This is a genomic window from Bradyrhizobium sp. SZCCHNRI1029 (assembly GCF_032487555.1).
Classification (GTDB): Bacteria; Pseudomonadota; Alphaproteobacteria; order Rhizobiales; family Xanthobacteraceae; genus Bradyrhizobium.
The window spans coordinates 1-25,015 of record NZ_JAUEUK010000011.1 but is presented as its reverse complement, the minus strand read 5'-3'; the positions used below and the strand labels follow the sequence as shown (position 1 = coordinate 25,015).

Annotated in this window: 21 protein-coding genes and 1 pseudogene; 15 read left to right on the top strand and 7 right to left on the bottom strand. The window is 65.9% G+C overall.

Annotated elements, in window-relative coordinates; all coding sequences use genetic code 11:
• Nucleotides 1–38 precede the first annotated feature (38 nt).
• The 8 genes from QW861_RS27095 (at nucleotide 39) to QW861_RS27060 (ending at nucleotide 9,596) form a co-directional block, all read left to right on the top strand.
• Nucleotides 39–731, top strand: coding sequence for a DUF2848 domain-containing protein (locus QW861_RS27095; RefSeq protein ID WP_315750688.1), 693 nt, complete (start codon nucleotides 39–41; stop codon nucleotides 729–731).
• Between the two features lie 376 nt (nucleotides 732–1,107).
• Nucleotides 1,108–2,262, top strand: a complete 1,155-nt coding sequence (locus QW861_RS27090) for a glycosyltransferase (RefSeq protein ID WP_315750689.1) — start codon at nucleotides 1,108–1,110, stop codon at nucleotides 2,260–2,262.
• Between the two features lie 26 nt (nucleotides 2,263–2,288).
• A complete protein-coding gene (locus QW861_RS27085) occupies nucleotides 2,289–4,559 on the top strand; it encodes an exopolysaccharide transport family protein (protein WP_315750691.1) in 2,271 nt (756 codons plus the stop codon).
• The gene (locus QW861_RS27080) at nucleotides 4,556–5,713 is read left to right on the top strand and encodes a glycosyltransferase family 4 protein (protein WP_315750693.1); all 1,158 of its coding nucleotides are present in this window, start codon (nucleotides 4,556–4,558) and stop codon (nucleotides 5,711–5,713) included. The genes QW861_RS27085 and QW861_RS27080 overlap by 4 nt, the downstream gene beginning before the upstream one ends.
• On the top strand, nucleotides 5,710–5,889 hold the full coding sequence (locus QW861_RS27075; protein WP_315750695.1) for a hypothetical protein: 180 nt from the start codon (nucleotides 5,710–5,712) through the stop codon (nucleotides 5,887–5,889). The genes QW861_RS27080 and QW861_RS27075 overlap by 4 nt, the downstream gene beginning before the upstream one ends.
• Complete coding sequence (locus QW861_RS27070; RefSeq protein ID WP_315750697.1) at nucleotides 5,886–7,406, top strand: lipid II flippase MurJ; 1,521 nt, start codon at nucleotides 5,886–5,888, stop codon at nucleotides 7,404–7,406. The genes QW861_RS27075 and QW861_RS27070 overlap by 4 nt, the downstream gene beginning before the upstream one ends.
• Entirely contained in the window at nucleotides 7,403–8,425 is a 1,023-nt protein-coding gene (locus QW861_RS27065) for a polysaccharide deacetylase family protein (protein WP_315750699.1), read from the top strand. Before QW861_RS27070 ends, QW861_RS27065 begins: the two co-directional genes overlap by 4 nt.
• A complete protein-coding gene (locus QW861_RS27060; protein ID WP_315750701.1) occupies nucleotides 8,418–9,596 on the top strand; it encodes a glycosyltransferase in 1,179 nt (392 codons plus the stop codon). Before QW861_RS27065 ends, QW861_RS27060 begins: the two co-directional genes overlap by 8 nt.
• On the opposite strand, the gene QW861_RS27055 is transcribed toward QW861_RS27060, so the two are convergent.
• Nucleotides 9,597–10,781 (bottom strand): glycosyltransferase family 4 protein, encoded by a 1,185-nt coding sequence (locus QW861_RS27055; RefSeq protein WP_315750703.1) that lies wholly within the window; start codon nucleotides 10,779–10,781, stop codon nucleotides 9,597–9,599. It abuts the gene before it with no gap.
• Nucleotides 10,782–10,928: 147 nt separating this feature from the next.
• On the opposite strand from QW861_RS27055, the gene QW861_RS27050 reads away from it, so the two are divergent.
• The 4 genes from QW861_RS27050 to ipdC all read left to right on the top strand — a co-directional run bounded on the left by QW861_RS27050 (nucleotide 10,929) and on the right by ipdC (nucleotide 15,383).
• On the top strand, nucleotides 10,929–12,149 hold the full coding sequence (locus tag QW861_RS27050; RefSeq protein WP_315750845.1) for a hypothetical protein: 1,221 nt from the start codon (nucleotides 10,929–10,931) through the stop codon (nucleotides 12,147–12,149).
• A gap of 195 nt (nucleotides 12,150–12,344) precedes the next feature.
• Nucleotides 12,345–13,256 carry an acyl-CoA acyltransferase gene (locus QW861_RS27045; RefSeq protein WP_315750705.1) on the top strand — a complete coding sequence of 304 codons (912 nt, stop codon included), beginning with the start codon at nucleotides 12,345–12,347 and terminating at the stop codon, nucleotides 13,254–13,256.
• Nucleotides 13,257–13,397: 141 nt separating this feature from the next.
• The gene (locus QW861_RS27040) at nucleotides 13,398–13,589 is read left to right on the top strand and encodes a hypothetical protein (RefSeq protein ID WP_315715989.1); all 192 of its coding nucleotides are present in this window, start codon (nucleotides 13,398–13,400) and stop codon (nucleotides 13,587–13,589) included.
• Between the two features lie 156 nt (nucleotides 13,590–13,745).
• Nucleotides 13,746–15,383, top strand: coding sequence for an indolepyruvate/phenylpyruvate decarboxylase (ipdC, locus tag QW861_RS27035; protein WP_315715990.1), 1,638 nt, complete (start codon nucleotides 13,746–13,748; stop codon nucleotides 15,381–15,383).
• Nucleotides 15,384–15,415: 32 nt separating this feature from the next.
• Here the strand turns inward: ipdC and QW861_RS27030 are convergent, their stop codons facing one another.
• Nucleotides 15,416–16,567 carry a hypothetical protein gene (locus tag QW861_RS27030; protein WP_315750707.1) on the bottom strand — a complete coding sequence of 384 codons (1,152 nt, stop codon included), beginning with the start codon at nucleotides 16,565–16,567 and terminating at the stop codon, nucleotides 15,416–15,418.
• A gap of 315 nt (nucleotides 16,568–16,882) precedes the next feature.
• On the opposite strand from QW861_RS27030, the gene QW861_RS27025 reads away from it, so the two are divergent.
• Nucleotides 16,883–17,488 (top strand): helix-turn-helix transcriptional regulator, encoded by a 606-nt coding sequence (locus QW861_RS27025; protein WP_315750709.1) that lies wholly within the window; start codon nucleotides 16,883–16,885, stop codon nucleotides 17,486–17,488.
• A gap of 123 nt (nucleotides 17,489–17,611) precedes the next feature.
• Here the strand turns inward: QW861_RS27025 and QW861_RS27020 are convergent, their stop codons facing one another.
• From QW861_RS27020 to QW861_RS27000, 5 genes are all read right to left on the bottom strand, one after another.
• Nucleotides 17,612–17,857, bottom strand: coding sequence for a hypothetical protein (locus QW861_RS27020; RefSeq protein WP_006614403.1), 246 nt, complete (start codon nucleotides 17,855–17,857; stop codon nucleotides 17,612–17,614).
• A 247-nt stretch (nucleotides 17,858–18,104) separates the two neighbouring features.
• Nucleotides 18,105–20,654 (bottom strand): hybrid sensor histidine kinase/response regulator, encoded by a 2,550-nt coding sequence (locus QW861_RS27015; RefSeq protein ID WP_316172912.1) that lies wholly within the window; start codon nucleotides 20,652–20,654, stop codon nucleotides 18,105–18,107.
• 6 nt (nucleotides 20,655–20,660) lie between these two features.
• Nucleotides 20,661–20,975: a response regulator gene (locus tag QW861_RS27010; RefSeq protein ID WP_315750846.1), complete on the bottom strand. Its 315-nt coding sequence runs from the start codon at nucleotides 20,973–20,975 to the stop codon at nucleotides 20,661–20,663.
• A 223-nt stretch (nucleotides 20,976–21,198) separates the two neighbouring features.
• Nucleotides 21,199–21,588, bottom strand: a complete 390-nt coding sequence (locus QW861_RS27005) for a response regulator (RefSeq protein ID WP_008968243.1) — start codon at nucleotides 21,586–21,588, stop codon at nucleotides 21,199–21,201.
• 237 nt (nucleotides 21,589–21,825) lie between these two features.
• A complete protein-coding gene (locus tag QW861_RS27000; protein ID WP_315715994.1) occupies nucleotides 21,826–22,548 on the bottom strand; it encodes a Crp/Fnr family transcriptional regulator in 723 nt (240 codons plus the stop codon).
• 668 nt (nucleotides 22,549–23,216) lie between these two features.
• Between QW861_RS27000 and QW861_RS26995 the strand changes: the two genes are divergently transcribed.
• Together QW861_RS26995 and QW861_RS26990 are read left to right on the top strand one after the other, a co-directional pair.
• A complete protein-coding gene (locus tag QW861_RS26995) occupies nucleotides 23,217–23,966 on the top strand; it encodes a histidine kinase dimerization/phospho-acceptor domain-containing protein (protein ID WP_409998631.1) in 750 nt (249 codons plus the stop codon).
• Nucleotides 23,967–24,263: 297 nt separating this feature from the next.
• Nucleotides 24,264–25,015, top strand: a pseudogene (locus QW861_RS26990) (flagellar protein); the annotation flags it as partial.

Sequence of the window (25,015 nt, the reverse complement as noted above, 5' to 3'; positions counted from 1 at the left end):
GCTAAGCGGCGGGCTGGTCAGCAAGAGGCAATGAGACGATGAGCGGTGCGACGATCGATTTCCTGGTTCACGCGGATGGTGCGGCGACGCGGCAGCGGATCACGCTGAGCCGCCTCGTCATCGCCGGCTGGACCGGGCGCGATCCGGTCGCCCGCGACAAGCACATCGCCGAACTGGAAGAGCTCGGCATTGCCAGGCCCGCGACGACGCCGATCTATTACGAGGTCGCGGCCAGCCGCCTGACGACGTCGGACAGCATCGAGGTCAGCGGCGGCGACTCCTCCGGCGAGGTCGAGTTCGTGCTGGTGCAAGCGGGCGGAAGGCTGCTGGTCGGCGTCGGCTCCGATCATACCGACCGCAAGGTCGAGACCTACAACATCACCGTGTCCAAGCAGATGTGCGACAAGCCGGTGGCCCCCGAGCTGTGGCTGGTCGACGACGTCGCCGCGCATTGGGACCGGCTGACGCTGCGCGCGTTCGCGACCATTGGCGGCGAGCGCGTGCTGTACCAGGAGGGCGCGCTGAGCGGCATGCTGGCGCCTTTCGACCTGATCGCGCGCCGCTACGGCGAGGCCGGCCTGCCCGAGGGCACCGCGATGTTCGGCGGCACCTTTGCCGCCAGGGGCGGCATCCGCCCCGCCGACCGCTTCGACTTCGAGCTGGTCGATCCCGTGCTGAACCGCGCCATCCGCCACGGATACGCGATCGAGCAGCTCGCCATCGCCGGCTGAGGCGGCGCGCGATCACGTTCGCGTGCGGCGGAATGCGCTAACGATCAGGCCGCGGCGCGTCGTCGCGGCCGTCGCCATGCTTGGCTGCATTCGCGCGGGCGTTGCGATCCGCAAGGGCCTGTTAAGCAAGGCGGCCTATGGTGCGGAGTGTGCCGAAGCGGGACCATGGCCTCGTTTCGCGTTCTGGTCCGGCACACCATGTCGCGGCATGAGACGCAATGCGGCTGGCATATCCTTAATCGATCCTTACCTGATAGCAGCGGATTCGACGGGTCGGACGACAAGGGCGATTAACTAGAAGTTTAGGATTGGGTTTGTGCGCGTGAACGCCTCCCTTAAGGGTTTTATTAAATACCCCGGGAATTGGGAGAGTGCGGTGCGCGTCGCGATCGTCCACGATTGGCTTTACGTTCTTGGCGGCGCCGAGAAGGTCCTTCAGGAGATCCTGCGCTGCTATCCCGGCGCCGACGTCTTCACGCTGTTCGACCTGCTGCGTCCCGAGGACCGCGCCAAGCTGGGATTCGAGAAGTCGCACACCAGCTTCCTGCAGAAGATGCCGCTCTTGCGGAAGTATCACCGCTCCTATCTGCCGCTGATGCCGCTCGCGATCGAGCAGCTCGATCTGTCGAGCTACGACCTGGTGATCTCCTCCAGCTGCGCGGTGGCGAAGGGCGTTCTGACCGGGCCGGAGCAGCTGCACATCGCCTATGTGCATTCGCCGATGCGCTATGCCTGGGATCTGCAGCACCAGTATCTGCAGGAGAGCGGCTACGCCACCGGCGTCAAGGGCCTGATCGCTCGCGCCTTGTTGCACAAGATGCGGATCTGGGATGCGCGCACCGCGCACGGTCCCGACGCCATCTTCACCAATTCGCAGTTCGTCGCCCGCCGCATCAAGAAGATCTACGGCCGCGACGCCAAGGTGATCTATCCGCCGGTGACCATCGCGCAGCGCGATGCGATCCTGCCCGTCGGCAACCACTTCCTCGCCGCGAGCCGGCTCGTGCCCTACAAGCGCATCGAGCCGATCGTGCGCGCCTTCAACACCATGCCGGACCTCGAGCTGGTCGTGGCCGGCGACGGTCCGGAAGCCGCGCGGCTGAAGTCGATCGCGGGGCCGAACGTCAAGTTCGCCGGCTTCGTGCCCGACAAGCAGCTGCGTGACCTCATGACCACCGCCCGCGCCTTCGTGTTTGCGGCGGAAGAGGATTTCGGCATCATCCCGGTCGAGGCGCAGTCCGAAGGCGCACCGGTGCTGGCGCTCGGCCGCGGCGGTGCACGCGAGTCGATCCTCACCACGGGGCCGCGGCCGACCGGCATGTTCTTCGGCTCGCCCGAGCCCGAGGCGATCGCGGCCTGCGTGCGATCGTTCGTGGCCAAGGAGAAATCGATCTCGCGGCTCGACTGCCGCCAGCGCGCCAGCTTCTTCTCGGCCGAGCGTTTCCGCAGCCAGTTCGTCGCGGCGGTCAACGAGGAGATCGACAGTTTCCGTGCGGGACATCAGGGCCGCGCGACGCGGCTGATTGCGTAATATTGGATGTGGTACGGGTGCAGATCATGAGGCAGGCGGCTCTCGGCGAGGCCTTGTCCGGCATTGACGCCGTCGCCCGGATCTGGCGCCGCCGCGGCGTGTTCGCCATCGTGGCCGGCGCCGTTCTCGCGCTTGCCGTGGCCGCGCTCGTGCTGCTGCCGGTGCGCTATCTCGCCACCGCTTCCGTGATCATCGCCGAGCAGGAGCCGGGTGCCAACACCTCGGCGGCGTGGGCGCAGAAGATCGGCGATCCCGCCGACATGGAAAGCCAGCTCCTGGTTATTCGCTCGCCGCGCCTGCTGCGTCAGATCATGTCGTCGCCCGGCGTGGTCGACGCCGTGGTCGGCGAATGCGAGCGCGGCCGTCTCATGGGTTCGGGCGATGCGTGCCAGCGCCTCAAGACCGATCCGGGCGCGTTCATCGATCACGTCGACAGTCGCTTCAGCGTTGCTTCGGCCGGCCGCTCGCGCGTCATCAACATCTCCTATCAGTCGAGCAGTCCCGAGGCTGCGAAGACGCTCGCCAACGCGTTGACGCAGACCTTTCTCGAGGACCAGCGCACCGAAGGCGCCAACAGCCGCGAGGTCGCGAGCTCCTGGCTCTGGAAGGAATTGAAGCAGCTCGACCAGCAACTGCGCGAGGCCGACGACAAGATCCAGAAGTTCCGCCGCACCAAGGGCCTGATGCGTGGCGCCAATGCGCCGATCTCCTCGGAGCGGCTGACCAGCATCGGCCAGCAGCTGTCGCAGGCGGAGGCCGCGCGCGCCGACGCCGCGGCGCGGCTGCAGGAGATCAAGTCGGAGCAGGAGCGCGGGCCGACCGACGCCCCGTCGGTGCTGCAGAGCCGCACCATCGCCGACCTCAAGCAGCAACTGACGACCGTGAGCGCGCAGCTCGCCAGTGCGGCCGGTGTGCTCGGGCCGAAGCACCCCTCGATCCTGGCGCTGACGCGCGAGCAGGCGATCATCCAGCAGCGGCTGATCGCCGAGATGCAGAGCATCGCGGCGAGCGCGCAGAAGACGTACGATGCCAACACCGCGCTGGTGAACTCGCTGAAGAAGCAGATGGAGACGGCGAAGGCGGAGGCCGGCTCGGCCACGCTGGACGAGGCCTCCATCGAGAGCATGGTGCGCGACACCGAGATCAAGCGGCAGCAATATGCCGAGCTCTACAAGAAGGCGAGCGAGCTCGAGACCGAACGGCGTGTCCTGCGCGGCAGCACGCGTCTCGTCAGCCTCGCTGAGCTGCCGAGCAAGCCGTTCTTCCCGAAGAAGATCCCGTTCCTCGCCGCCGGCATGACGCTCGCGTTGATCTTCGGTGTCGGCGCTGCGCTGCTCGCCGACAGGCTCGGCGCGCGCCTGATCAGCCCGCCCGTGCCCGTCACGCCGGAAGCGCCGGCCGAGCAGGTCGAGGCGCCCGCTGTCGACGAAGCTCCGGCCATCGTCCCTGAATTGGCCGAGCGTGTGACCGGACCGCAAGCGGCGACGCCACCGGCAGCGCCTGAACGAAGGTCCCATCTCCCGAGCGTCGCCGACGTTTCGATCCTGGCCTGCCTGCCGCGCCTGAAGAGCCTGCGTGAGATGTCGGCGCTCGGCGCGATCCTGCAAAGCCACCAACCGCTGGCGATCCCGCGCGTCTTGCGCCTCGCCTCCGAGGACACTGATTTTCAGCACACGCTGCATGATCTCGTCCACGAACTCGGTTTGAAGCGGTCCGCCCGATCGCAGCGCATCGTTGTGACCTCTCCCGATGCAGCAGATGGCAAGACGACCACGACCTGTGCGCTGGCAGAGCACCTCGCGGCCGCAGGCTGGCGCGTGCTGGTCGTCGAGTGCGACGTCTCGCATCCCGCCTTTGCAGAGATCATGGCGCTGCCGGCAAGCCCCGGATGGCTCGGCGCGCTGGAGCGCGGGACGCCGCTCCGGGACATGGTTCTGCCCACCGCGCATCCCTCGCTCGACGTGCTGCCGGTTGGTGAGGCGACCGGTCCGGTCGGCGACATTCTCGACGCGATCAGCCTCGACCGTCTCCTCGCTGATCTCGATGGCTATGATGCCGTGATCGTCGACACACCATTGCCGTCGCAACGGAACGACTTCCTTGCCGGTACGGACTGGGCGATCGTCTGCGTGCGCAGTGACCGGTCGTTGATCGAGCCGGCGGTCGCGACGGTGAACAGGAGCAGGGCACTCGGAGCCCGCGATGTCGGCATCGTCGTCACCATGACCGACGTCGAGCACCGCAGCGCGCCTGTGGTCCAGACCGCGCCCGTGGCGGCCTACGCCGGAGCCGGGTGATGTCGACCGAGCGTGTCCTGTTCGTCGATCACACCGGGCAGATCGGCGGCGCCGAGTTGATCCTGCTCGATGTCGTCCAGGGCCGCAAGGATTCGTCGGTGTTCCTGTTCGAGCCGGGCCCGCTCGGCCAGGTGCTGGCTGAGCGCGGGATGTCGGTCGTCACGTCGCGCTGGGGCCACGGCCTGGGGCAGTTCAGACGTGACAGTTCGTGGCTCGAGGCGCTGCCGCTGTTCGGCAGACTCGCGGCGATCACCGCGGAGCTCGCGCATGTCGCACGCAAGCATGACGTCCTCTATGCCAATTCGCAGAAGGCCTTTGTCCTGTCGGCCATCGCCAACATCGCGGCACGGCGGCCGTTGATCTGGCATCTGCACGACATCATCAGCCCGGCTCATTTCGGCGCGCTGCAGCGTCGCATGCAGATCTTTCTCGCCAACCGCTTCGCGGCGAAGGTCGTCGTCCCCTCCGAAGCTGCCGCAGCCGCCTTCATCGAGGCCGGAGGTCGACGCTCTCTCGTCGAGGTCGTGCCCAATGGTCTCGCCGTCGAACCCGTACCCGTGTCGCGCGAGGAGCTGAGGCAACGGCTCGGCCTGCCGTCGGGACCGCTGGTCGGCGTGTTCAGCCGGCTCGCGCGGTGGAAGGGGCAGCACGTTCTGATCGAGGCGCTGGCCGAATTGCCGGACGTGCACGGTATCATCGTTGGCGACGCGTTGTTCGGCGAGCAGGACTACGCGGCTGAGCTGAGACGGCTGGTCGCGGAGCTTTGCCTCGGCGATCGCGTTCACTTCCTTGGGCATCGCAGCGACGTGCCGCTGCTGATGCAGGCGGTGGACGCGATGGTGCATCCGTCGATCGATCCCGAGCCGTTCGGCCGCACCCTGGTCGAAGCGATGCTCGCCGGCGTGCCGGTGATCGCCACTGACGCTGGCGCTGCGCCGGACATCCTCGAACATGGCCGGGCCGGCCTGCTCGTGCCGCCTGGTGACGCGCGTGCGCTGTCCGAGGCTCTGGACGCGGTGCTGGCTCAACCCGAGTTCCTCGCGCCCCAGCTCGACTACGCGTCGCGCCGCGCGCGCACCCATTACAGTCTTGCACGCATGCTGGACTCGATCGGGCTGCTGATCCGCAATGTCGGTGCGGGAGCGGCGGTGTGAGCACGATCGTCACACCTGCCCCGTCCTCCGAGCGGCGTATGGTCGATCTCGTCGCGGACTGCGATCCGCCGTTCGCCATTCTCGCGCCGGTGCCGTCGTGGTCGAAACTGCTCGAGGACGGACAAGTCCCTGCGCGATGGAAAGGGCCGCCGGCCGTGTCGGAGGATGCCGCATGAGCGCCTCCGGTCCTTCGCTCAAGCGCTTCAGTGCGCTGCTGATCAGCGGTGCGCTGGCGAGCAAGATGCTCGGCTTCGGCCGCGAGGTGTTGATGGCGCATGTGCTCGGCGCCTCGCTCATCGCCGACGGATTCCGGGCCGCCATGGCGGCCGTGCTCATCCCGCTTGCGTTCCTGCAGAACGAGAGCGTGCCGGCGATCATGATCCCGATGCATCGCGAGGCGCTGCAGCGGCCGGATGCCGCGCGTAGCCTCGGTGCGCTGACGATCGTCATTGCCGTCGTCTCGAGCCTGGTGACCGCGATCATCCTGCTGCTCGGTGAGCTCTGGGTGAACGCCGTCGTCGGCGGCTTCTCGGCGGAGGGGCGCGAGCTGACCTTGCACTTCGTGCGCATGATGGCGTTCGGCATGCCGGCGTCGGCGGTGCTCAATGTGCTTGCCGCCGGCGAGATCGCGCTCGGCCGCACGCGGCTGACCAATGTCCGTGCCAGCCTGCTCAACGTCGCGGTGATCGGCGGCATCGGCCTGCTGGTGCTGACCGGCGACGCTTACATGCTCGCCTGCGCCTTCACCGTCGCCTTCAATGGCCTCGCCGCCTGGGGTCTGTTCACGCTGTGGCGCGAGGGCGCGCTGAGCGTCTCCGGCCTGACCGCCGGCATGGTGATCGACAAGGGTATCGAATTCTTCCGCCGGCTGCGCGTCCTGCTGGCGTTGCCGTTGGCCGAGCAGGGCAATGTCTGGATCGAGCGCTTCACGGCATCGCGGCTGACGACCGGCGCCGTCGCGTCGCTGGACTACGCGCGCTCGCTGACCGAGAGCGCGCTGCTGCTGATCAGCCAACCGCTCGGCATGGCGGTGCTGTCGCAGCATGCCCCACGCGATCCGCGTGCGCAGACCGAGGCGCTGCTGCGGCCGCTGCTCGCGCTGACCTTGCCGGCCTCGGCGTTCCTGCTGGTCTTCTCGACCGACATCGTCCGCCTGATCTATTTCCGCGGCGCGTTCGGCGACGAGGCCCTGCTGCTGACCTCGCATGCGCTCAAGGGCATCGCCTGCGGCGTCTGGGCCGCGACCCTCGGCTGGATCCTGATCCGTCTGCTCAATGGCGCGGGGCGCAACGGCGTCGCTGCGGTCATCATCGTCTCGGCCTATCTCGCCAACATGGGCTTCAACCTGCTGATGCCGCTGTTCGATCCGTCGCCGGCGGCCGGCATGCAGTTGCTCGGCGTTGGCGAAGCGATCCGCAGCCTCGTGCTGCTGTCGGGCGTGGTGTTCGTGCTCGGCGATGCGCGAAAGCTCCTGCTCGTGATCGGCCTGGCCCTGCTGCCGACCGCATTGATGGTCGTGCTCGGCATGATGATTCAGACCTCCGTGCCGGGCCTGCTGCCGCGCCTGTTCGCCGGCGGATTGGCGTATCTGCTCTGCCTGGCCTTCGCGATCGGCATCCTGCTGCCGGCCGTGGTGGGCACGGCGCTCCGTCATGTTCGTCGTACGTTCAGGATGAAGGGAGAGCTGAGTTGACCCTACTGGCCCTCGCTGCTGCCAAAGCGATGATGGCATCCGGCGCCTTCGTCCTTCCCGTCGCCAAAGCGATCGATCGTGTGCTCGGCCCGCGCGGCTGCTGTTTGACGTTCCATCGCACCGCGCCGGCAGAGCAGTGGGAGCGTCTGCCCAATCGCGACTTCTACGTCGATGCCGACTTTCTCGATCGCTTCCTCGGCTATGTCCTCGACCAGGGTTGGGATGTCGTGACGATCAGCGAGGCGCTGCGCCGGACGGCAAGCGCCGAACCGTCCGGCCGCTACGTCAACTTCTCGATCGACGACTGCTACCGCGATACGTTCGATCTGCTTGTGCCGGTGTTCCGCAGGCACAAGGTGCCGGTGACGCTGTTCGTGACGACCGGCATTCCCGAAGGCACGTTGCCGCTGTGGGCCGCCGGCTTGGAGGATGCGCTGCTGCACAGGGACCATGTCAGGGTCGACGATGAGCGGATCGCGCTGTCGAGCGCCGAGCAGCGCCGCGCGGTGTTCGCGCAGATCGCCTCGCGCTGGGATGGCCCGCAGGCGGCGGATCGTTACGCCGCGTTCTGTGCCGCCAACGCCATCGACATCGAGGCGATGCATTGGAAACATGCGATCTCCTGGGAGATGTTGGAAGTGCTGGCGGCGGATCCGCTCATCGAGATCGGAGCCCACACCGTCTCGCATGCGCGCATCTCGTCGCTGTCTTCCGAAGACGCCCTTTGCGAGCTGGCCGGCGCGCGGCTGCGATTGAACGAGCGGCTCGGCATCGACGTCCGGCACTTCGCATTTCCTTACGGGCGCGCCGCCGATTGCGGACCGCGGGACTTTGCGCTGGCGCGGCAGGCCGGATTCGCCAGTGCCGCGACCACGCGCAAGGGCCTTGTCAAAGCAGGGCAGGATGCGTTCTCGATTCCGCGCAACACCATGAATGGCGCGCATCGTACGCTTGCGGCGATGGAGCTGCATCTCACGGGCTTCAGCGGGACTGCAGCGAAGGTGATGGGCCGTGTCTAGCAGGGGGCGCTTGCGAATCGTCTCGATTGCGCATCCGGCCACCAGCAGCGAGGCCGGCCGGCTGCGCTACCGCCATCTCGCGTCCCGGCCCGACGTCGATCTGCATCTCGTGACGCCCGAGGTGTGGAAGGAATTCGGCCGCACCATCACCGCGGCTCACTCCAACGAAGCCTTTCCCATCCATCGGCTCCCGATCCGACTCCCGGACGCGGGTCCGATGAAATGGTACCTGCACTTCTATCCGGCGCTGCGCCGCCTGCTGCGCGAGCTCGATCCCGACGTGATTCACCTTTGGGAAGAGCCCTGGAGCATCGTCGCGCTGCAGGCGCAGATGCTGCGCGGCCGTGCGGCGCTCGTGCTCGAGGTCGACCAGAACATCCTGAAACGGCTGCCGCCACCATTCGAGGCGATCCGCAAATTCGTCCTCGGCCGCACCGCCCACATCCTGTCGCGCAGTCCCGATGCGACTGAGGTCGTGAGGGCGTGCGGCTACACGGGTCCGGTGACGCCGATCGGCTATGGTGTCGATCTCGCGACCTTCATGCCGGCGGGTGATCGATCGAATGCGACGGCCGGCTCGCCGCTGCGGCTCGGCTATGTCGGCCGGCTGGTGGTCGAGAAGGGCCTCGACGATGCGCTCGAAGCGCTCGCGCGCAGCAAGTCGGCGGCGACGCTGAGCATCATGGGCGAAGGTCCGCACGAGCCGCATCTGCGCCGGCGCGTGGCCGAACTTGGTTTGGGCGGGCGCGTCACCATCCAGGGCTGGGCTTCACCCGCTGCGGTCGCGGCTTTTCTGCGCGGCCTGGACGCATTGCTACTGCTGACGCGAACCACGGACGCGGTGCGCGAGCAGTTCGGCCGCGTGATCATCGAGGCCCAGGCCTGCGCCATCCCGGTGATCGGATCGACCTGCGGAGCGATTCCGGATGTCGTCGGCGACGGCGGCTGGATCGTGCCGGAGCAGGATCCCGGCAGCCTGTGTCGGCTCATCGATGAGCTCAGCGGTCGGCGGGCGGAGCTCGCCGTTCGCAGTGAGGCGGCCCGCGCGAACGTGCTCCGGCGCTTCACCTATGATGCGGTCGCAGCGGCGATTGAAACGGCATGCCGTGCGGCGCATCAGTCGAGAACCGCATCCGGCCTCGCCCGCCCACAGCGGCTGCAGACGAATTAGCTAGGCCTTCACCGGCAGCGCCATCGCTGCGCGGCCGGACTGGCGCTTGGCGGCATCGATCTGCTTGAGCAGTTCGATGTATTGCAGCCCGATCTGGTCCCAGCCATAGATCTGCGCGGTGGCCTGGGCGCCGTCCTGCAGCCGGCGCATCAGTGCGGGGTCGGCGAAGACGGCCGCGAGCTTGGCCGCGATGTCGTCGGCGTCTGCTGAAATGCGGAAGCCGTTGACGCCGTCGCGCAGATAGTCCTCGATGCCGCCGACCGGCGTTGCGAACACCGGCACCCCGCAGGCCATGGCCTCCATGCAGACCAGCGAGAAGGTCTCGTAGCTCGTGGGGAGCACGAAGGCATCGGCCGCCGAGTACAGCGCCGGCAGGTCCGAGCGTGGGCCGGCGAAGATCAGTCGTTGCTGGGCGTTGCGCGTCAGTCTGCGGTAGGGCGCGGGATTGTCCGAGCCGACGACCAGCAGCCAGAAGTCGTTGCCGAGCCGATCGAGCGCGCCGATCGCATGCGCCAGTCCCTTGCGGTTGAATTCGTGGCCGACGAACAGCAGCAGGCGCGCGTTCTCCGGGATGCCGAACTCACGCCGGATCGCCTGGCCGCCGACGGCGTCGCGCTTGAAGCGCGCGAGATCAATGCCGTTGGAGATGACGTGGATGCGGGCGGCCGGCACGCGGAAGAAGCGCTGCAGCTCCGCGGTGACGCGGGAGGACACCGCCACGAACGCCCGATACCGCAGGCCTCCGATCATGAACCGGTCGCGCAGCGCGACCCACAGATGCATCGGGTTGAGCATCCAGCGCCAGCTGCCGGCGGCGCGTTTCTCGGCGATGCTCTGCGCATTGACGGCATGCACGATCAGCACGTCACCCTTGAGGCTGTCGCCGTGGCTGATGACGACGGCGTCGGGGTGACGCGCCAGCGCCCGTGTCGCGGCCAGCGTGAACAGCGGCACGACAATGGCGCGGCCGATGTGCCGGAACAGTCCGCGAGTCGGAATCCGCGCCAGCCATGGCGCAACGCGCTCGACTCTGATCGTGTGTTCGAGATTGTCCGCGACGGTGCTCGCGAGCACGATGTTCGATAAACCATTCCGGCCGAAAACGCGCGCCAGCTCGATAGCGACGGTTTCCACGCCGCCGGCATTGCTTATCTCTTGAACGACCTGGACGATCTCAAACGTCATAACGGAAATCTAAAGGATCAGACATTGCGACTTCGTTCCAATCTGCTGGTCATTAGCACAGCCCTGTTAACGTTTGTCACGTCGCCATGGCGGAGCGCTGTCTACGCCAGCGGAACGAACGCCTCGGCGCTGCGGATCGACGAGCGCATCGGCGGCGGCAATTTGGTCACGCATCTGGCCGGCAAGAGCGCGCAGATCTATCAGGCACTGCACGGTGTCGGTGCCAGGATGGGCCGAATGGATTCCTACGGCTGGCGGACGTTGGCGCGGGTACCGACGCCGCACGATTTCGATGCCGCTATGCTGGAGGCGCACAAGAACGGTATCATGCCGCTGATCCTGCTGGAGTATGAAGGCAGCTATCAGAGCCTGACTCCGCCGCAGCCGATCGGGTCCTATCAGGACTGGTTCGCGGCTGGGCAGGCGATGGCGAGACGTTTCCGCCCCGGCGGCGAATGGGGCCGCGAAAACGGTATTCCCGATTGGGGTGCTACCGTCTTCACCGCCATCAACGAGCCCGATGTGCAGGCCACGATCCCTCGCCAGGACTATCACGACGCGCTGGCCGGGCTTGCCGACGGTGTTCACAGCGTCGACCCCAAGCTGCGGGTCGTTCCCGGCGGCTTTGCCACCTGCAACTCGCATGGCGATGCGACGTTGCGCGGCTACGGTCCGGCGATCGCCGATCTGCTCGAGGACGGCCGTCTCGACGGCATCGACCTGCATACCTACTACAATGATAAATGGTATCCGATGACCCGCGGCCGCGAGTTCTCGGTGCAGACCTGCTTCGACCGTATCAAGCAGGCGATGGGGCTGAGCCGCGACATCAACTTCTACGCAACCGAGTTCAACGTCGCGCGCGCCGGCGCGTGGGACAGCGATACGGACGCGGCCAGATTGTTTCTCAATGCGATCTGGGACCAGCTTGCGGTGGTCGGCAAGGATGGCAGCATGCCGGTGTCCATGCTGGCGTTTCCTTGGAATCTCGGCGACACGCCCGATGTCGACGGCCTGGCCTATGCGATGGCGACGGGCAAGGATCCCTGGACCCCGGAGGCGCGCAGCCTCGTGGTGAAGACGGTGCTGCAGCTCGCCGGTCACATGAGGATCGTGTCCATCGACCGGCGGCTGGCGCTGTACACGCTGCGCGGATCGGATGCCGATTTGATCGTGTGGCAGAACATTGCCGGCTGGACCGAGCGGCCGGGCCGCGCGGTCGAGCTCGAGCTGCCCGCAGGGACGCGCAGCCTCGAGGTCTGGGGCTGGGATGGGCTGCGGCGCCGGATCGAGGCAAAGCCCGGACGTTTCTTCGTCGACGGCCTCAATGCCGATGAAACCTACATGTTTCGCGTGCCGCGGCCGTGAGCGGCGGCTCGGATCGCGAAGATCATGTCGGCGCTGATCGAAGCCTGTCGGGTGTGGCTCGCATGTTCCATTAACTGAAAAGTAAGGCCAGCACGACGTGGTTCACTGCCGCCAAAGCTTTTTACGATAATTGCCGTCATGACGATCCCGCCGCGCCATGGGTGGCGCGCCGGATCTCTCTCGGGTGATGCTGGAATGCAGCCAATCAAAAAGGCTGAGATTGCAAATGACAGGCCGGCTCCCGCGCAGGCCGTGACCGGCGTTCGCATCCGAGAGATCGGCGCGGCGGATCTGCCGGCGGTCGCCGCACTGCTGACGCGCGGATTCGCCTTTCGCAGCGAGGCCTATTGGTTGCGCGGACTCGAACGCCACGCGGCGCGCCCGCGGCCGGCCGGCTATCCGGCATTCGGCTATTGTCTCGACCAAGCCGGGGTGCCTGCCGGCGTGATCCTGCTGCTGTTCTCCGAGCTCCACATCGGCGGTGAGCCGATCGTCAGGGCCAATGTCTCGAGCTGGTATGTCGAGCCGGCGTTCCGTGCCTTCAGCTCGATGCTGGTGCGCGCGGCGACGCGCGACAAGACGGTGACCTATTTCAACATCACGCCGGCCCCGCACACTTGGCCACAGGTCGAGGCTCAGGGCTTTTCGGTCTACTGCAAGGGACAGGTCTACGCCGCGCTGGCCCTGTCGCGACCGCGCTCGGATGTCCGTATCGAAGAATTCTCCGAGGACGATGTGCACGGGCTCTCTCCCGATGAGGCGGATCTGTTGCGGCAGCATGCGCAATGGGGGTGTCTCGGTCTCGTCGCGCGCGAGGCCGATGCGGCGTATCCGTTCGTGTTTCAGAAGCACCGGGTGATGAATGCGCTGCCGGTGTATCGCCTGCTGTATTGCCGGGATGTCGCTGACCTCGTGCGGCTGGCCGGCAACATCGGCTGGCTGCTGCTGCGGCGCGGCGGCCTGCTGGTGCGGCTCGATGCCAATGGGCCCATCGCAGGGCTGGCCGGCTGGTACTCGGACAAGCGCGGACGCAAATATGCCAAAGGTCCGCATCCGCCGCGTCTCGGCGATCTCGCCTTCACCGAAGCCGCGCTGTTCGACGGCTGAGAGGTGGCAATCGATTGGGTTGCATGGTCCCGCTGCGGCGGCCGGGATACTCGCTCGCGTGGTCTATGGGACCGGTGTGACGGCACGCACAGTCTGGGCTTCCGGCATGCGCCATCCTCCTGGCAACGGAGGAGGTCATCCATGTCTTACGTTTTCGAACTCGCGCTGGCGGCGATGCTGCTGTTCTTCCTGTTCCTGCCGATCACCGATCGCAGGACGGTCATGATGAAGCTCTGCATGATCATGGTCGTCGCCATCCTGTTCACGGTTACGCTGGCCGTCCCGCATGGCGGCGCACCATCCGCCCACGCCCTGGTGCTGACGGCAAACTGATGTGGCGCGGGTGAGCTCCGGCCTTGCCGCTCGAGCATGATGTTTGGACGGGGCGATCCAGACGGCGCGGCTCGCAGATCGAACGGCCGCCGGTTGGCAGTCCGCCCCTCATCGTGTAGCACCGGCTGAACCTTACGCCACGCTCAGGGGATCCGGATGCCTGCTCTTGCCCATGCGCTGCTCGCCGCCCTGAAGGACCATGGCGCCCGCGAGATCTTCGGCATTCCCGGCGACTTCGTGCTGCCGCTGTTCAAGGTCATCGAGGAGAGCAACATCCTGCCGAGCGTCACGCTGAGCCATGAGCCGGCGGTCGGCTTCGCCGCGGATGCGGCCGCGCGCTATCATGGCGGCCTCGGCGTCGCCGTCGTCACCTACGGCGCCGGCGCCTTCAACGTCGTGAACGCGGTCGCCGGCGCCTATGCCGAACGCTCGCCCGTCGTGGTGATCGCGGGCGCGCCCGGCGCGCGTGAGCGCGTCTCCGGCTTTCTGCTGCACCACCAGGCCCGCACCGTCGACACGCAGCTCGCGGTGTTCAAGGAGATCACCTGCGATCAGGCGGTGCTGAGCGATCCGGCCACCGCCCCGGCCCAGATTGCGCGCGTGCTGCGCAGCGCGAAGGAGATGTCGCTGCCGGTGTATCTCGAATTTCCGCGCGACATGGTCGATGCCGAGGTCGAGCCGGTGGTGCCGCTGCCGCCGCGGCGGGCCAGCCGCGAGGCGCTCGACGAATGCGTCGAGGAGATCCTCGCCCGCATCGCGCAGGCAGAGCGTCCCGTGATCGTCGTCGACGTCGAAATCCGCCGCTACGGTGTCGAGGACAGGATCGCCGCGCTGGCGCGCAAGCTGGGTCTCCCGCTGGTGACGACCTTCATGGGCCGCGGCCTGCTCGACAGGGCCGACGATGTCGTCGCCGGCACCTATCTCGGCGCCGCGGGCAATCCGGCGATCACGGAGCTGGTCGAGAATGCCGATCTCGTGCTGATGCTGGGCGTCATCCTGTCGGATACCAATTTCGCGTTGTCGAACCGGGCGCCAGACCCGCGCCGCATGATCCTGGCCGCCAGCCGTGAGGTGCAGATCGGTCATCACGCCTATCGCGACATGCCGCTCGGCGATCTGATCGATGCGCTCGACGAGCGCGCGGCACCCCGGGCCGCAGCTCCCGGCCTGCCGCGGCAGCGCTCGGCCTATCCGCGCGGCCTCGCTGCCGATGGCGCGCCGATTGCGCCTTCGGACATCGCGACCGCGGTCAACGACATGTTCGACCGCCACGGCCGGATGCCGATGACCTCCGATATCGGCGATTGCCTGTTCACCGCGATGGAGATCGACAATACCGCGCTGGCCGCGCCGGGCTACTACGCGGGGATGGGCTTCGGCGTGCCGGCGGGCATCGGCGTGGCCGCGACCGGACTTCGTCCGCTGATCCTGGTCGGCGACGGCGCGTTCCAGATGACCGGATGGGAGCTCGGCAACTGCCGCCGCTACGGGCTCGATCCGATCGTCGTGCTGTTCAACAATTGCAGCTGGGAGATGCTGCGTGTGTTCCAGCCGGAATCGCGGTTCAACGATCTCGACGACTGGCACTATGCCGACATCGCCAATTCCATCGGCGGCACCGGCGAGCGCGTCGCCACCCGCAGCGAGCTCGTCGCCGCGCTGGAGCGCGCAGTGCATCGGCGCGGACGCTTCTCGCTGATCGAAGTGATGCTGCCGCGCGGCAAGACCTCGGACACGCTGGCGCGCTTCGTGGCGGGCTTCAAGTCGGCGCGCGAACGCATGGCCCAGGGATAGGATGGCCGGAAGGCCGTCTCGACGCGCCGCCGTCAACCGGTTGCAGACCGCAGCACCGTCTTGATCGCGTCGCGGCCCTTCCAGGCGAAATAGGTGAGGCGGCCGCCGAACGAGCGATGGCTGCGCAGCCTGTTCGAGCCGAGCACGTGTCCGACCTCTTCGGGGAAGCGCTTGACCTCGGCCTGCACCATTCTGTCGGTATTGGCCATGATGGTGCTCAGGCGCGTACCCCAGTCCGAGTCCTCGATGCGATCGATGCGGACCTGGATCGCATATTCGATGTCATAGATGCTGGTCAGGATTTCCTTGGCGGTCACGACGCGGTTGTTCTTCAACGCGATCCGGAGCGCGAGCCGCTTGTCCTCCAACTGGTCGAGCACCATCGGCACGGTCATCGCGTAGGGTGCCGCGATGACGTCGGCAATGTTCTTCGAGCGCGCCGCCTTCGTCGCCAGCCGCATCACCTGCCACGGCTCCTTCAGACGCTTGGCGACGAGCGTCAACGCAAAGGGCACGGCTTCCGGCTGCCTCTTGCGCAGGGCATCGAGCAGCAGCACCATCTTCTTCACCTGCGGATCGTCGAACTCCGCGATCCGGTCCGGCAGCGAATCGGCGAACTTCGCGAGTTCCTCGCGGGCGCGCAGCGCCTTCATCAGCTTGACGACATCGTCGAACACCGACGGCGAGGCCGTATAGGCCTTCAGCTTGCTGCGGACCTGCTCGATGCCCTCGGCGCGCGCCAACGTGCCTTCCAGCGACTTCGTCACCTTGGTCTGGAACGCGCTCGCCGTCTGGCGGATCTCGCGCTGCTTGTCCGCCGCGATCAGGTCCTTCATCTGTGCATTATAGTCGCGCGCCATGGTCGGCAGCAGATCGCGCGAGATCCATTCCCAGATCGGCGTGAGGGAGCCGCGGGCAATGCGGCCCTCATTGGCATGCTCCGGCGAACCGTCGATGAGAAGCTGCTCGACCGGCATGAAGAAGTAGCGCGAAGGATTGATGGTGCGGTGGCCGCCGGCGCCATTGTTGTTGCGGATCTCGGCGCGCAGCCGGGCCTGGAGGTCGGCGGATCCCGGCATGTCGACGCCGCTCAGCTCCAGCCGTTCGAGCTCGCTGAGCAGACAGCTTCGTGTCAGCGGTGACAACCGCTGCAGGAATTCCCAGATCCGGTCGACCGGTCCCATTGGCGTCAGGCTGTCAGCTATATCTCAAGGTCGCTCGTCTCCACGGACGGGCACGGAACGCATGGAAGCACGAAACAGTTGGTGCGAAATTAATGTCAGTAAACAATCGTAGTAATGCGCGGCATCGTGGACAGCCGCCGCCGCACGCGCCGCGGACGTCTCCTTGAAGGGTGGCATCACGCCCCGGCTTAACCATTGCAGCTTGCAACTTTTTGGGGAAATGATCGACGGTTGCGCGAGTTGCCGGAACAATCCCGTATTGCTACGGACAGCATAATTAACCATGTTAAAGTTGCCGTCGCGTCACAATGAGGCATGGCACAGCTGAACAACAGCCTTTCCGACGCTCACGCCGCACCTGCTCCGGGCGGCCAAGGGGTTAACGACCCGGATCTCCTGGCGACCCGTTCCGGCACGTCTGCGCCGATTGCGATGGGACGTCATGACGACCAGGGCAAGCTCGTTCTGGCGCGTCAGCTGAACGGTTCGCTCACCGCCCTGATGCTCTACATGGAGGAAATCAAGCAGCGCAGCGACGAGATTGCCAGGACGCCCGGCGAGCGCCGGCATGTCCAGCTCGTCGTCGACAACGCGTTGCTGCAGACCGAGCGGATCTGCGCCCTGGTCAACCAGATGTCCGGCGCGCACGGGCAGTTCGGACCGCTGTCACGGGCGGTGCCGGCTCCCGAGGAGGGCGCGGTGCCCGGGCGGCCACCCGGCCGGGCCACCAAGTCGCTGACCCCGCGCGAATACGAGGTCCTCAAGCTGATCAGTGAGGGGCACTCGAACAAGGAGGGCGCCTTGCGCATGGGCATCAGCCCCCGCACCTTCGAGAGCCATCGCGCCGAAGCCATGCGCAAGGTTGGCGCGCGCAATACCGCCGAACTCGTCCGCGCAGCACTCCTCAATCAGATCGGATGACGGCGAACGAGCGCGAATGCCGCGCTCGTGCCTTCGAGGTGGGCCCTGCGATGCAGACAACGACAATCGGCGTCCGACCGGCTCGGTCGAACGCGCTGATTGCGGACGCGGATGTCCGTGCTGTCAGAAATAATCCTCGGCGAAGGGACGAACCCGGGAGGTCGGGCGCAGCGGCGCTTGCGCCTTGGGCGGTGTCGGCACGATCGTAATGGTCCAGCGCGGCGGTACGCTCGCTTCCTTTTCCATGACTGAACGGACGTGGCCGGTGATCGTCGATCCGCCGGATTTCACGGTCGCGGTCCGGCCGTTGAACTGCGCAATTCGGAAACGCCTGACTTCCTTCTGGTCGGCGGTTTCAAAAGTAAACATGGGACACATCTCCTATGTGACCCCGAGTCTCGCAGCTCATGATTAGTTGATTGTGAAAATCGTGAGCCGTAGAAGTACGGCGTCAACCCATTGTAAGGGATTATGAAGGTCAGGTTCGGCGAATCCGCGTTCGTGAACGTCTCGTTTGCCATCTCGATCGTCGGAGCCCGTCCTCGTCGCCGCGGTGCACCGTGCGGGGACGTCGCGCGGATCGGCATGCGCCAGGGAGGCCTGCGGCCTCCCCGCGTCAATATTGCAGCTCCTGGGCGCGGGCGGCGGCGTAGGCGGCCTCGATGTTGTCGAGCAGCTCGGCATACTCCTTGGCGGACAGGCGTGGTGCGCTCTTCTCCAGCGCCAGCGCGTAGGTTGCAAGCCGGCGGTACCCGAAGGTTCCGGCTGCGCTCTTCAGCGAATGCGCCTCGCGGCCGATCTTGATGCGCTCGCCGTCGAGCGTCAGCTGGCGGAGCTGCTTCAGCCGCGCATCCGTCTCGCTGAAGAACACGTCGCGGATCTCCTGCGCCGCCTCGTCTCCGATCTCGCCGACCAGCTCGGCGTAGGCTTCGCGGTCCAGCGCAGCTTCGGGAGCAATTTCGGTGTCGGCGCCAATGTCGGGGGCCGCGGCATCCGCCTGAGCCGGCACCAGCGGGGCGTCTGACGCCGCGGTGTCCAGCACCGGAAAGGGCAGGGGCAGCACGCGCAGGATGGCCTCCACGAGCGCCTTCTTGCGGGCGGGCTTGACGACGAAATCGTTCATCCCGGCTTCCCGGCAGGCTCGGATATCCTCCATGAAGGCGTTCGCCGTGAAGGCGATGATCGGCACGTTGGAGCGGCGCTCGCCTCGCGCGCGAATGGTCCGGGTCGCCTGGAAGCCGTCCATCTCCGGCATGCGGACGTCCATCAGGATGAGGTCGTAGTTGAAGCGGCTGGCGGCGGTGACGGCCTCGGCGCCGTCGCAGGCCGTGTCGGTCTGGATGTCGAAATCCTTGAGCATCTTGGTCGCGACCAAGCGGTTGGTCGGATTGTCGTCCACCACGAGGACGCGCAGCGGCCGGCCGAACGCTGCGATCCGGTTCTGCAGCGAGGTGTAGATGCCGTCGTCGTTCTGCTCTGGCACCGCGATGGTCTCGGCAATCGGCAGCGTCAGGCGGAACGAGAAGGTGGATCCGCTGCCCAGCGTCGAGGTGACCCTGATGTCACCCCCCATCTGCTCGATCAGTCGCTTGCAGATCGCGAGTCCGAGTCCGGAGCCCCCGAACCGGCGGCTGATCGAATTGTCGGCCTGGACGAAGTTCGTGAACAGCGAGCCGATCTTGTCGGCGGCAATGCCGATGCCGGTGTCGGTCACCGTCCATTCCACGGTCGCCTTCTCGTCATCCTTCTCGATGCAGCGCGTCGTGACGACGACCTCGCCGGACGAGGTGAACTTGACCGCGTTGGAAACCAGGTTGAGCAGGATCTGGCGAATGCGGCCGGCGTCGCCGACCAGCGCCGGCGGCACGGATGGGTCGCCGACGCTCCTCAGCTTCAGGTCCTTGGCGGAAGCCCGCGGCCCGATGATGCTGAGCGTGTTGTGGACCAGGGCCTCGGCGGAGAACGCGATGTCCTCGAGCGAGAGCTGGCCGGATTCGAGCTTGGAGAAGTCGAGAATGTCGTTGAGGATCTCGAGCAGATTGTCGCCGGCATTGTGGATCGCCACCACCGAACGGCGCTGCTCGGGATCGAGATTGGTTTCCAGCAGCGTCGTGGCGAGGCCGAGCACCGCGTTCATCGGCGTGCGGATCTCGTGGCTCATCATCGCGACGAAAGTGGACTTCGCCGCGTTCGCGGCCTCCGCGGCCTCGATCAGGTGCTCGTGGCGTTCCCACCAGCGGGAGATCAGGACCGCGGCCGCGAGCACGGCCATCGCGCTCACCAGCGACACGATGACCAGAAGCGTCGCCATGTCGCGCCAGGCCTTCAGGACGTCGTGCTCGAATACCGACACCACGATCATCGCGGGATAATTGGGCAGCATCTTTGCCGCCCGCAGGCGCATCTCGCCGGTTCGTGCGGAGGGCTCGCGCAGCACGCCGCCGGCCGACAGCGCGCGCTGACCGAAGCCGGAGGTCGGCCTGCCGATCTCGCTCGTGGGCGGAAAATGCGCGAGCAGCGTCCCGTCCTCGCGGATCAGCGACACCGCCGCATCGAGACCCTGCGCGGTGGAGCCGAAGAAGTTCTCCAGATAGGGCACCGACATGGCGCCGAGCATCATGCCCATGAACTCGCCATTGGGATCGTCGAGCCGGCGGGCAAAATAGATGTTCCAGGTGCCGTCGCCGCGATTCTGAACCGGCGTGCTGAGGAACGTGTGCGGTGCAGGGTCGGCCTTCAGCGCCTTGAAGTAGTCGCGGTCGGCGATGTTGACGTCCGGGATCGGCCAGTAGCGCGAGAAGTTCAGGAGCCTGCCTTGCGCGTCGATCAGCGTCACCGCATCGATCTGCGGCAGTCCCGCGATCTTTTCCTTGAGCAGGAGGTGGGTCTGATGGTCTGACGCGACCTTGCGATACGCCGCAGCGTCGATGGCGCCGCCGCGCACCAGGTAGTCGCGCACGCTCGTGAGCACGAGGTCGACGGACTTCACCGAACGGTCGGCGTTCTCGGCAAGCGTGAGGCTATGGCGGCTGAGATCTTCCTCGGCGTGCTGAAGCGCGTTCTCGCGCAGATTGGTGAGGAAGAAGAGGTTGCTGCCGGCAATGACGCAGACGAGGATCAGCGCGATCGCTGCAGGCGCTCCCAGAAAGCGCTTCTTTTTGCTCATCGCCTGCTACCAGCCCGCCGGTCTGACCAGCCGCCGGCGATCGGTCTGCTGCGCGATCTGCTTCAGAGTTTGCCGGGGCCGCATCAGGTCGATCGGCTTCGAGAAGGGGGGACCTATATTGAGCTCGAGAACCTCGGTGCCGGAGCGGTTGCCCAGCGAGAGGTCCGGCATGATGCAGTCCAAGCTCCTCTTCTGCAGGACGATCGAGGCTGCGTCGACCGAGCTCACGTCCGTCGCGTTGAAGCCGGCCTGTGCTGCAATCTTTCGCAAGATTGAAACATGCACGGCGGCATCTTCGATCACGAGGAGTTCGTTGCGCATGAATTCCCTGTCCCGTTGCCGCCCTGACACGGTCATCGGCAAGCAGGATCATGTCTACCGGCCGGCTCTGACCCCCTCGTAAATTTTGGTTTCCGTACGACTACGGGGAGGGTGCGGCGATGTGTGCGTCCTGCCGTCGTCAACCGCGCGGAGTTCGTCCGCCAAAGAGAAAGCGGCCGGACACCGGTCCGGCCGCCGCGCAGGGCATTCCCCGGGAGCTCGGCTATTCGGCCGGACCGAACACGGCTTCCATCTTGGTCTTGAGCGTCGCGGCATTGAACGGCTTGACGATGTAGTTGCTCACGCCGGCCTTCTTGGCGGCGATGACGTTCTCGGTCTTCGACTCGGCCGTGATCATGATGAACGGCGTCTTCGACAGTTCCGGGCTGGCGCGCACCTCGCGCAGCAGGTCGTAGCCGGTCATCGGCTCCATGTTCCAGTCGGAGATCACGAGGCCATACTTCTTCGCCTGCATCTTGGAGAGCGCGGCCGATCCGTCGCTGGCGTCGTCGACGTTCTCGAATCCGAGCTGCTTCAGCAGGTTGCGGATGATCCGGATCATAGTGGCGTAGTCATCGACCACCAGGATCGGCATCGACAGATCAAAGGCCATGTCATTACTCCGCGCGTCTGGTCAAAAGCCGAACACGGGCGAGATATATCAGCACGAAGATAATTCGACGCTTCTTGGAACTCGCGCTCGTCAGCACGTCGACAATTATCAGCGCCCGTTGAACAGCGCGTTAATTCCGTCCGCATCGGTGATGGGGATCATGCAATGGGCCGTAGTTGTACGGAGGCAAGGGCGTTCGGCGAGGCGCCGGCGCGCGACGGCCGGAACGAAGCCTGCTTACGGCAGGCTGCGCGGCCGGACCAGGTTCTCGTAGTGGGCCTTCACGGCGCCGTAGCACTCACACGCCGTCTTCTTCAGCCCCTCCAGATCGATGATCTCGATATGGCCGCGGCTATAGTGGATGAAGTCCGCCTGCTGCAGCGTGCTCGCCACCAGCGAAACGCTGTTGCGCCGGGCGCCGATCATCTGGGCCAGGGACTCCTGGGTGATGTAGAGCTTGTTGCCGCCTGAAAGGTCATGCGTCTGCAGCAGGCAACGGGCAAGACGCGACTCGACGGTGTGGGCGGCGTTGCAACCGGCGGTCTGCTGACTCTGCACGTAGATGGCGAGTGCGTGGCGCAACATCAGCGCGCGAAACGAGGGGCTCTGTTCGGCGGCTGCCCGTACCCTGTCGATGTCGACGACCGATGCAGCACCGGGAACGAGGACCACCGCGCTGTTCAGCACCACCGGATCGCCGCCCGCGAGCAGGGACATGCTTCCGAAGAAGCTATCGCGACCGATCATCGCCACCTGAACGCGCTCTCCGCGCGCGAGGTTCACGACCAGCGAGATCACGCCGCGATGAGGAAAGTAGATGCGCGAAAGCTTTTCGCCGACCTCGGCGAGAATGGAGTCTTGCACCAGATCCACGGTCCGCAGATAGGGTCGGATCAGCTCGAAATCATCGTCGGTCAACGACGACAGGAAACCGTTCGGAGAACGCAAGCTGGGGTCCAAAGCTATCTCCTGCATTGCAGTATCGGAGCCTCGCAGATCTCAATGCCCTCATGGTTCCATAGAACTGCGTCCCATCCGCTGACAAGAAGAATCACGGGTAATATTCCCAGTAAAGGCCATTCGTTCCTGCTGTGTGCGTTGTCGTGCAGACAGGCGCGAATGCGCTTTGCGGATTTGGGCCGTCAACGTGTGTGCGATGTGCTGATCTGATCGCGCGCGGTTGTATACAGTCGGCACGCATCCGGCCTCCGCCTCGGCTCGTGAAAGCAGCGCAGCACACTTGCGGCGAACGTCTCGTTGCTCCGGCCGCGGCAGCTCCGATGGGCACGGACGCCACGTAGCAAGCGCCGCAATTGACAGCGGACATCTTGAGGCCAAAATCGCTAATAAGCGCGCTGATTCGTTGACGGATCTTTTTCTGTCGGATGCAACTCTCGTCGCGAGTGGAGGCATCGGCCGGTGTCCTGCGACTGGCGTGACGAGGTTGTCGTCCTGGCAGGAGCGGGAGTCCGACTGATGCTGCATCCAGCCGGAGCGCGATCGATGGTCAGCGGTGAGACTGAGCGCCAAGGCTGAGCATCAAGACGAAGCTGAACATCGCAGCGGCGTCCGTGCGTTTGCGTCCCGATAGCCCCGCCGTCCTCCCCCCAACAGGTATTGCACGATTCATGGCCTCTTCCACCTACCAGCGGTCCAATCAGTCGCTACCGAGCCCGGGCGCAGACATTCCGGCTGCAGCGACGCCGGACATCCACCCAGGGATGGCCATCGTGGGTCAGGTTGCCGGTGGCCTGCTGCACGACTTCAACAACATTCTCACCGTGATCACGGGGACCATCGACATTCTCGCCGAAGCGGTCGAGGACAAGCCTGAACTGGCGGCCGTCGCGCGTCTGATCGACGAGGCCGCGACCCGGGGCGCTCGATTGACGTCGCAGCTTCTGTCGTTCGCAAGGGGCCGGCCGCCGCAGCCATGTGCGGTGGAGTTGAACGAGCTCCTGGTCGACGTCGCTCGCCTGCTTCGTCCGACATTGGGCACCGAGGTCGAGGTGACGACGTCGGTGGGCGCGGACGTGCCGGCCGTCTTCGCTGATCCGGGCCAGTTGATGGCGGCATTGCTGTGCCTTGCGATCGGGGCCCGACATCGACTGGAGCACGGTGGCCGCATCGACATCCAGGCCAGGCGCATGAGTGCGGACGCCTCAGGCGCCGGCGGCATCTCCTCCGACGTGCAGATCGTGTTGACGGCGTCGGTGAGTGCGGCGGAGGCCGGTCCAGCCGATCCCGTGTTCTCGGAGATCCGGCTGGTCGAGGATTTCGTCAGGCGCTCGAACGGACGTCTGGAGCTCCAGGAGCCGCGCGGCCGGACCGCCAGCGTCGAGATCGTCCTCCCGCGCGCGGACCGCGCCCCCGCGTAACCGGCCGCTCTTCCGCAAGCTCATAGTTAGCACTGCCTTAACGGTCGCACCGCGTATCAGCGCGCGCCGACCGTCAGACGCGGATCCGTGCGCCATTTTACCGTGAATCGCGGCGGCCTGCACGCATTTGATCAAACTGATTAGCGGCCAATTAGGATTAACGGCGGCGGGGGAGGCTGCGCGCGGCCGTTCCGAAGTCAATTTAACGAACGGGTAGGATTCCGCGGACCAGTCTGCGCCATCGCCGACAGAACGGTGCGGCGATGTCTACTCATGTTCATCCAGAAGGGAATGACAATGTCAGGTATCGTACTCTCTGCGTCGGTTCGCCAGAACCTGCTCTCGCTCCAGTCGACGGCTCAGCTCCTCGCCACCACGCAGAACAACCTCTCCACGGGCAAGAAGGTCAACTCGGCGCTCGACAATCCGACCAACTTCTTCACCGCCCAGGGTCTCGACAACCGCGCTTCCGACATCTCCAATCTGCTCGACGGCATCGGCAACGGCGTGCAGGTGCTGCAGGCCGCCAACACCGGCATCACCTCGCTGCAGAAGCTCGTCGACAGCGCCAAGTCGATCGCCAACCAGGTTCTGCAGAGCGCGGTGGGCTACTCCACCAAGTCGAGCGTGACCTCGGCGGCTCTGACCGGCGCGACCGCCACAGACCTGCTCGGCTCCAGCTCGACGGCTGTGACCGGCTCGGTCGTGAACAACGACAATACCTCGAGCGCGGTGGCGATCACCGGCTCGACCAAGCTGTCGGGCACGGCGGGCACCGCGTCGAACAACCTCGCCTCCGGCATCACCTCCGGTGAGACGCTGGTCGTCAACGGCACCACCTTCACCTTCATCACCGGCACGTCCTCGACGGGCACCAACATCGGCATCGGCGACAGCGTCAGCAACCTGCTGTCGGCGATCCAGACCCAGACCGGCGTCACCGCGTCGATCACGGCGGGTGCGATCACCTTGACGCCGCCGGCGGCGGGATTGACGCTCTCGGGCAGCACCGGCACCTTGGGCAAGCTCGGGCTGACTGCTGTCGGCGA

Bases quoted from the DNA above. Each gene is read 5' to 3' on its own strand.
- QW861_RS27025 (WP_315750709.1), top strand. From the start codon at position 16,883: ATGGCACAGCTGAACAACAGCCTTTCCGACGCTCACGCCGCACCTGCT.
- QW861_RS27055 (WP_315750703.1), bottom strand. From the start codon at position 10,781: ATGACGTTTGAGATCGTCCAGGTCGTTCAAGAGATAAGCAATGCCGGC.
- QW861_RS27070 (WP_315750697.1), top strand. From the start codon at position 5,886: ATGAGCGCCTCCGGTCCTTCGCTCAAGCGCTTCAGTGCGCTGCTGATC.
- QW861_RS26995 (WP_409998631.1), top strand. From the start codon at position 23,217: ATGGCCTCTTCCACCTACCAGCGGTCCAATCAGTCGCTACCGAGCCCG.
- QW861_RS27095 (WP_315750688.1), top strand. From the start codon at position 39: ATGAGCGGTGCGACGATCGATTTCCTGGTTCACGCGGATGGTGCGGCG.
- ipdC (WP_315715990.1), top strand. From the start codon at position 13,746: ATGCCTGCTCTTGCCCATGCGCTGCTCGCCGCCCTGAAGGACCATGGC.
- QW861_RS27030 (WP_315750707.1), bottom strand. From the start codon at position 16,567: ATGGGACCGGTCGACCGGATCTGGGAATTCCTGCAGCGGTTGTCACCG.
- QW861_RS27045 (WP_315750705.1), top strand. From the start codon at position 12,345: ATGCAGCCAATCAAAAAGGCTGAGATTGCAAATGACAGGCCGGCTCCC.
- QW861_RS27005 (WP_008968243.1), bottom strand. From the start codon at position 21,588: ATGGCCTTTGATCTGTCGATGCCGATCCTGGTGGTCGATGACTACGCC.
- QW861_RS27020 (WP_006614403.1), bottom strand. From the start codon at position 17,857: ATGTTTACTTTTGAAACCGCCGACCAGAAGGAAGTCAGGCGTTTCCGA.
- QW861_RS27010 (WP_315750846.1), bottom strand. From the start codon at position 20,975: ATGCGCAACGAACTCCTCGTGATCGAAGATGCCGCCGTGCATGTTTCA.
- QW861_RS27085 (WP_315750691.1), top strand. From the start codon at position 2,289: ATGAGGCAGGCGGCTCTCGGCGAGGCCTTGTCCGGCATTGACGCCGTC.
- QW861_RS27015 (WP_316172912.1), bottom strand. From the start codon at position 20,654: ATGAGCAAAAAGAAGCGCTTTCTGGGAGCGCCTGCAGCGATCGCGCTG.
- QW861_RS27040 (WP_315715989.1), top strand. From the start codon at position 13,398: ATGTCTTACGTTTTCGAACTCGCGCTGGCGGCGATGCTGCTGTTCTTC.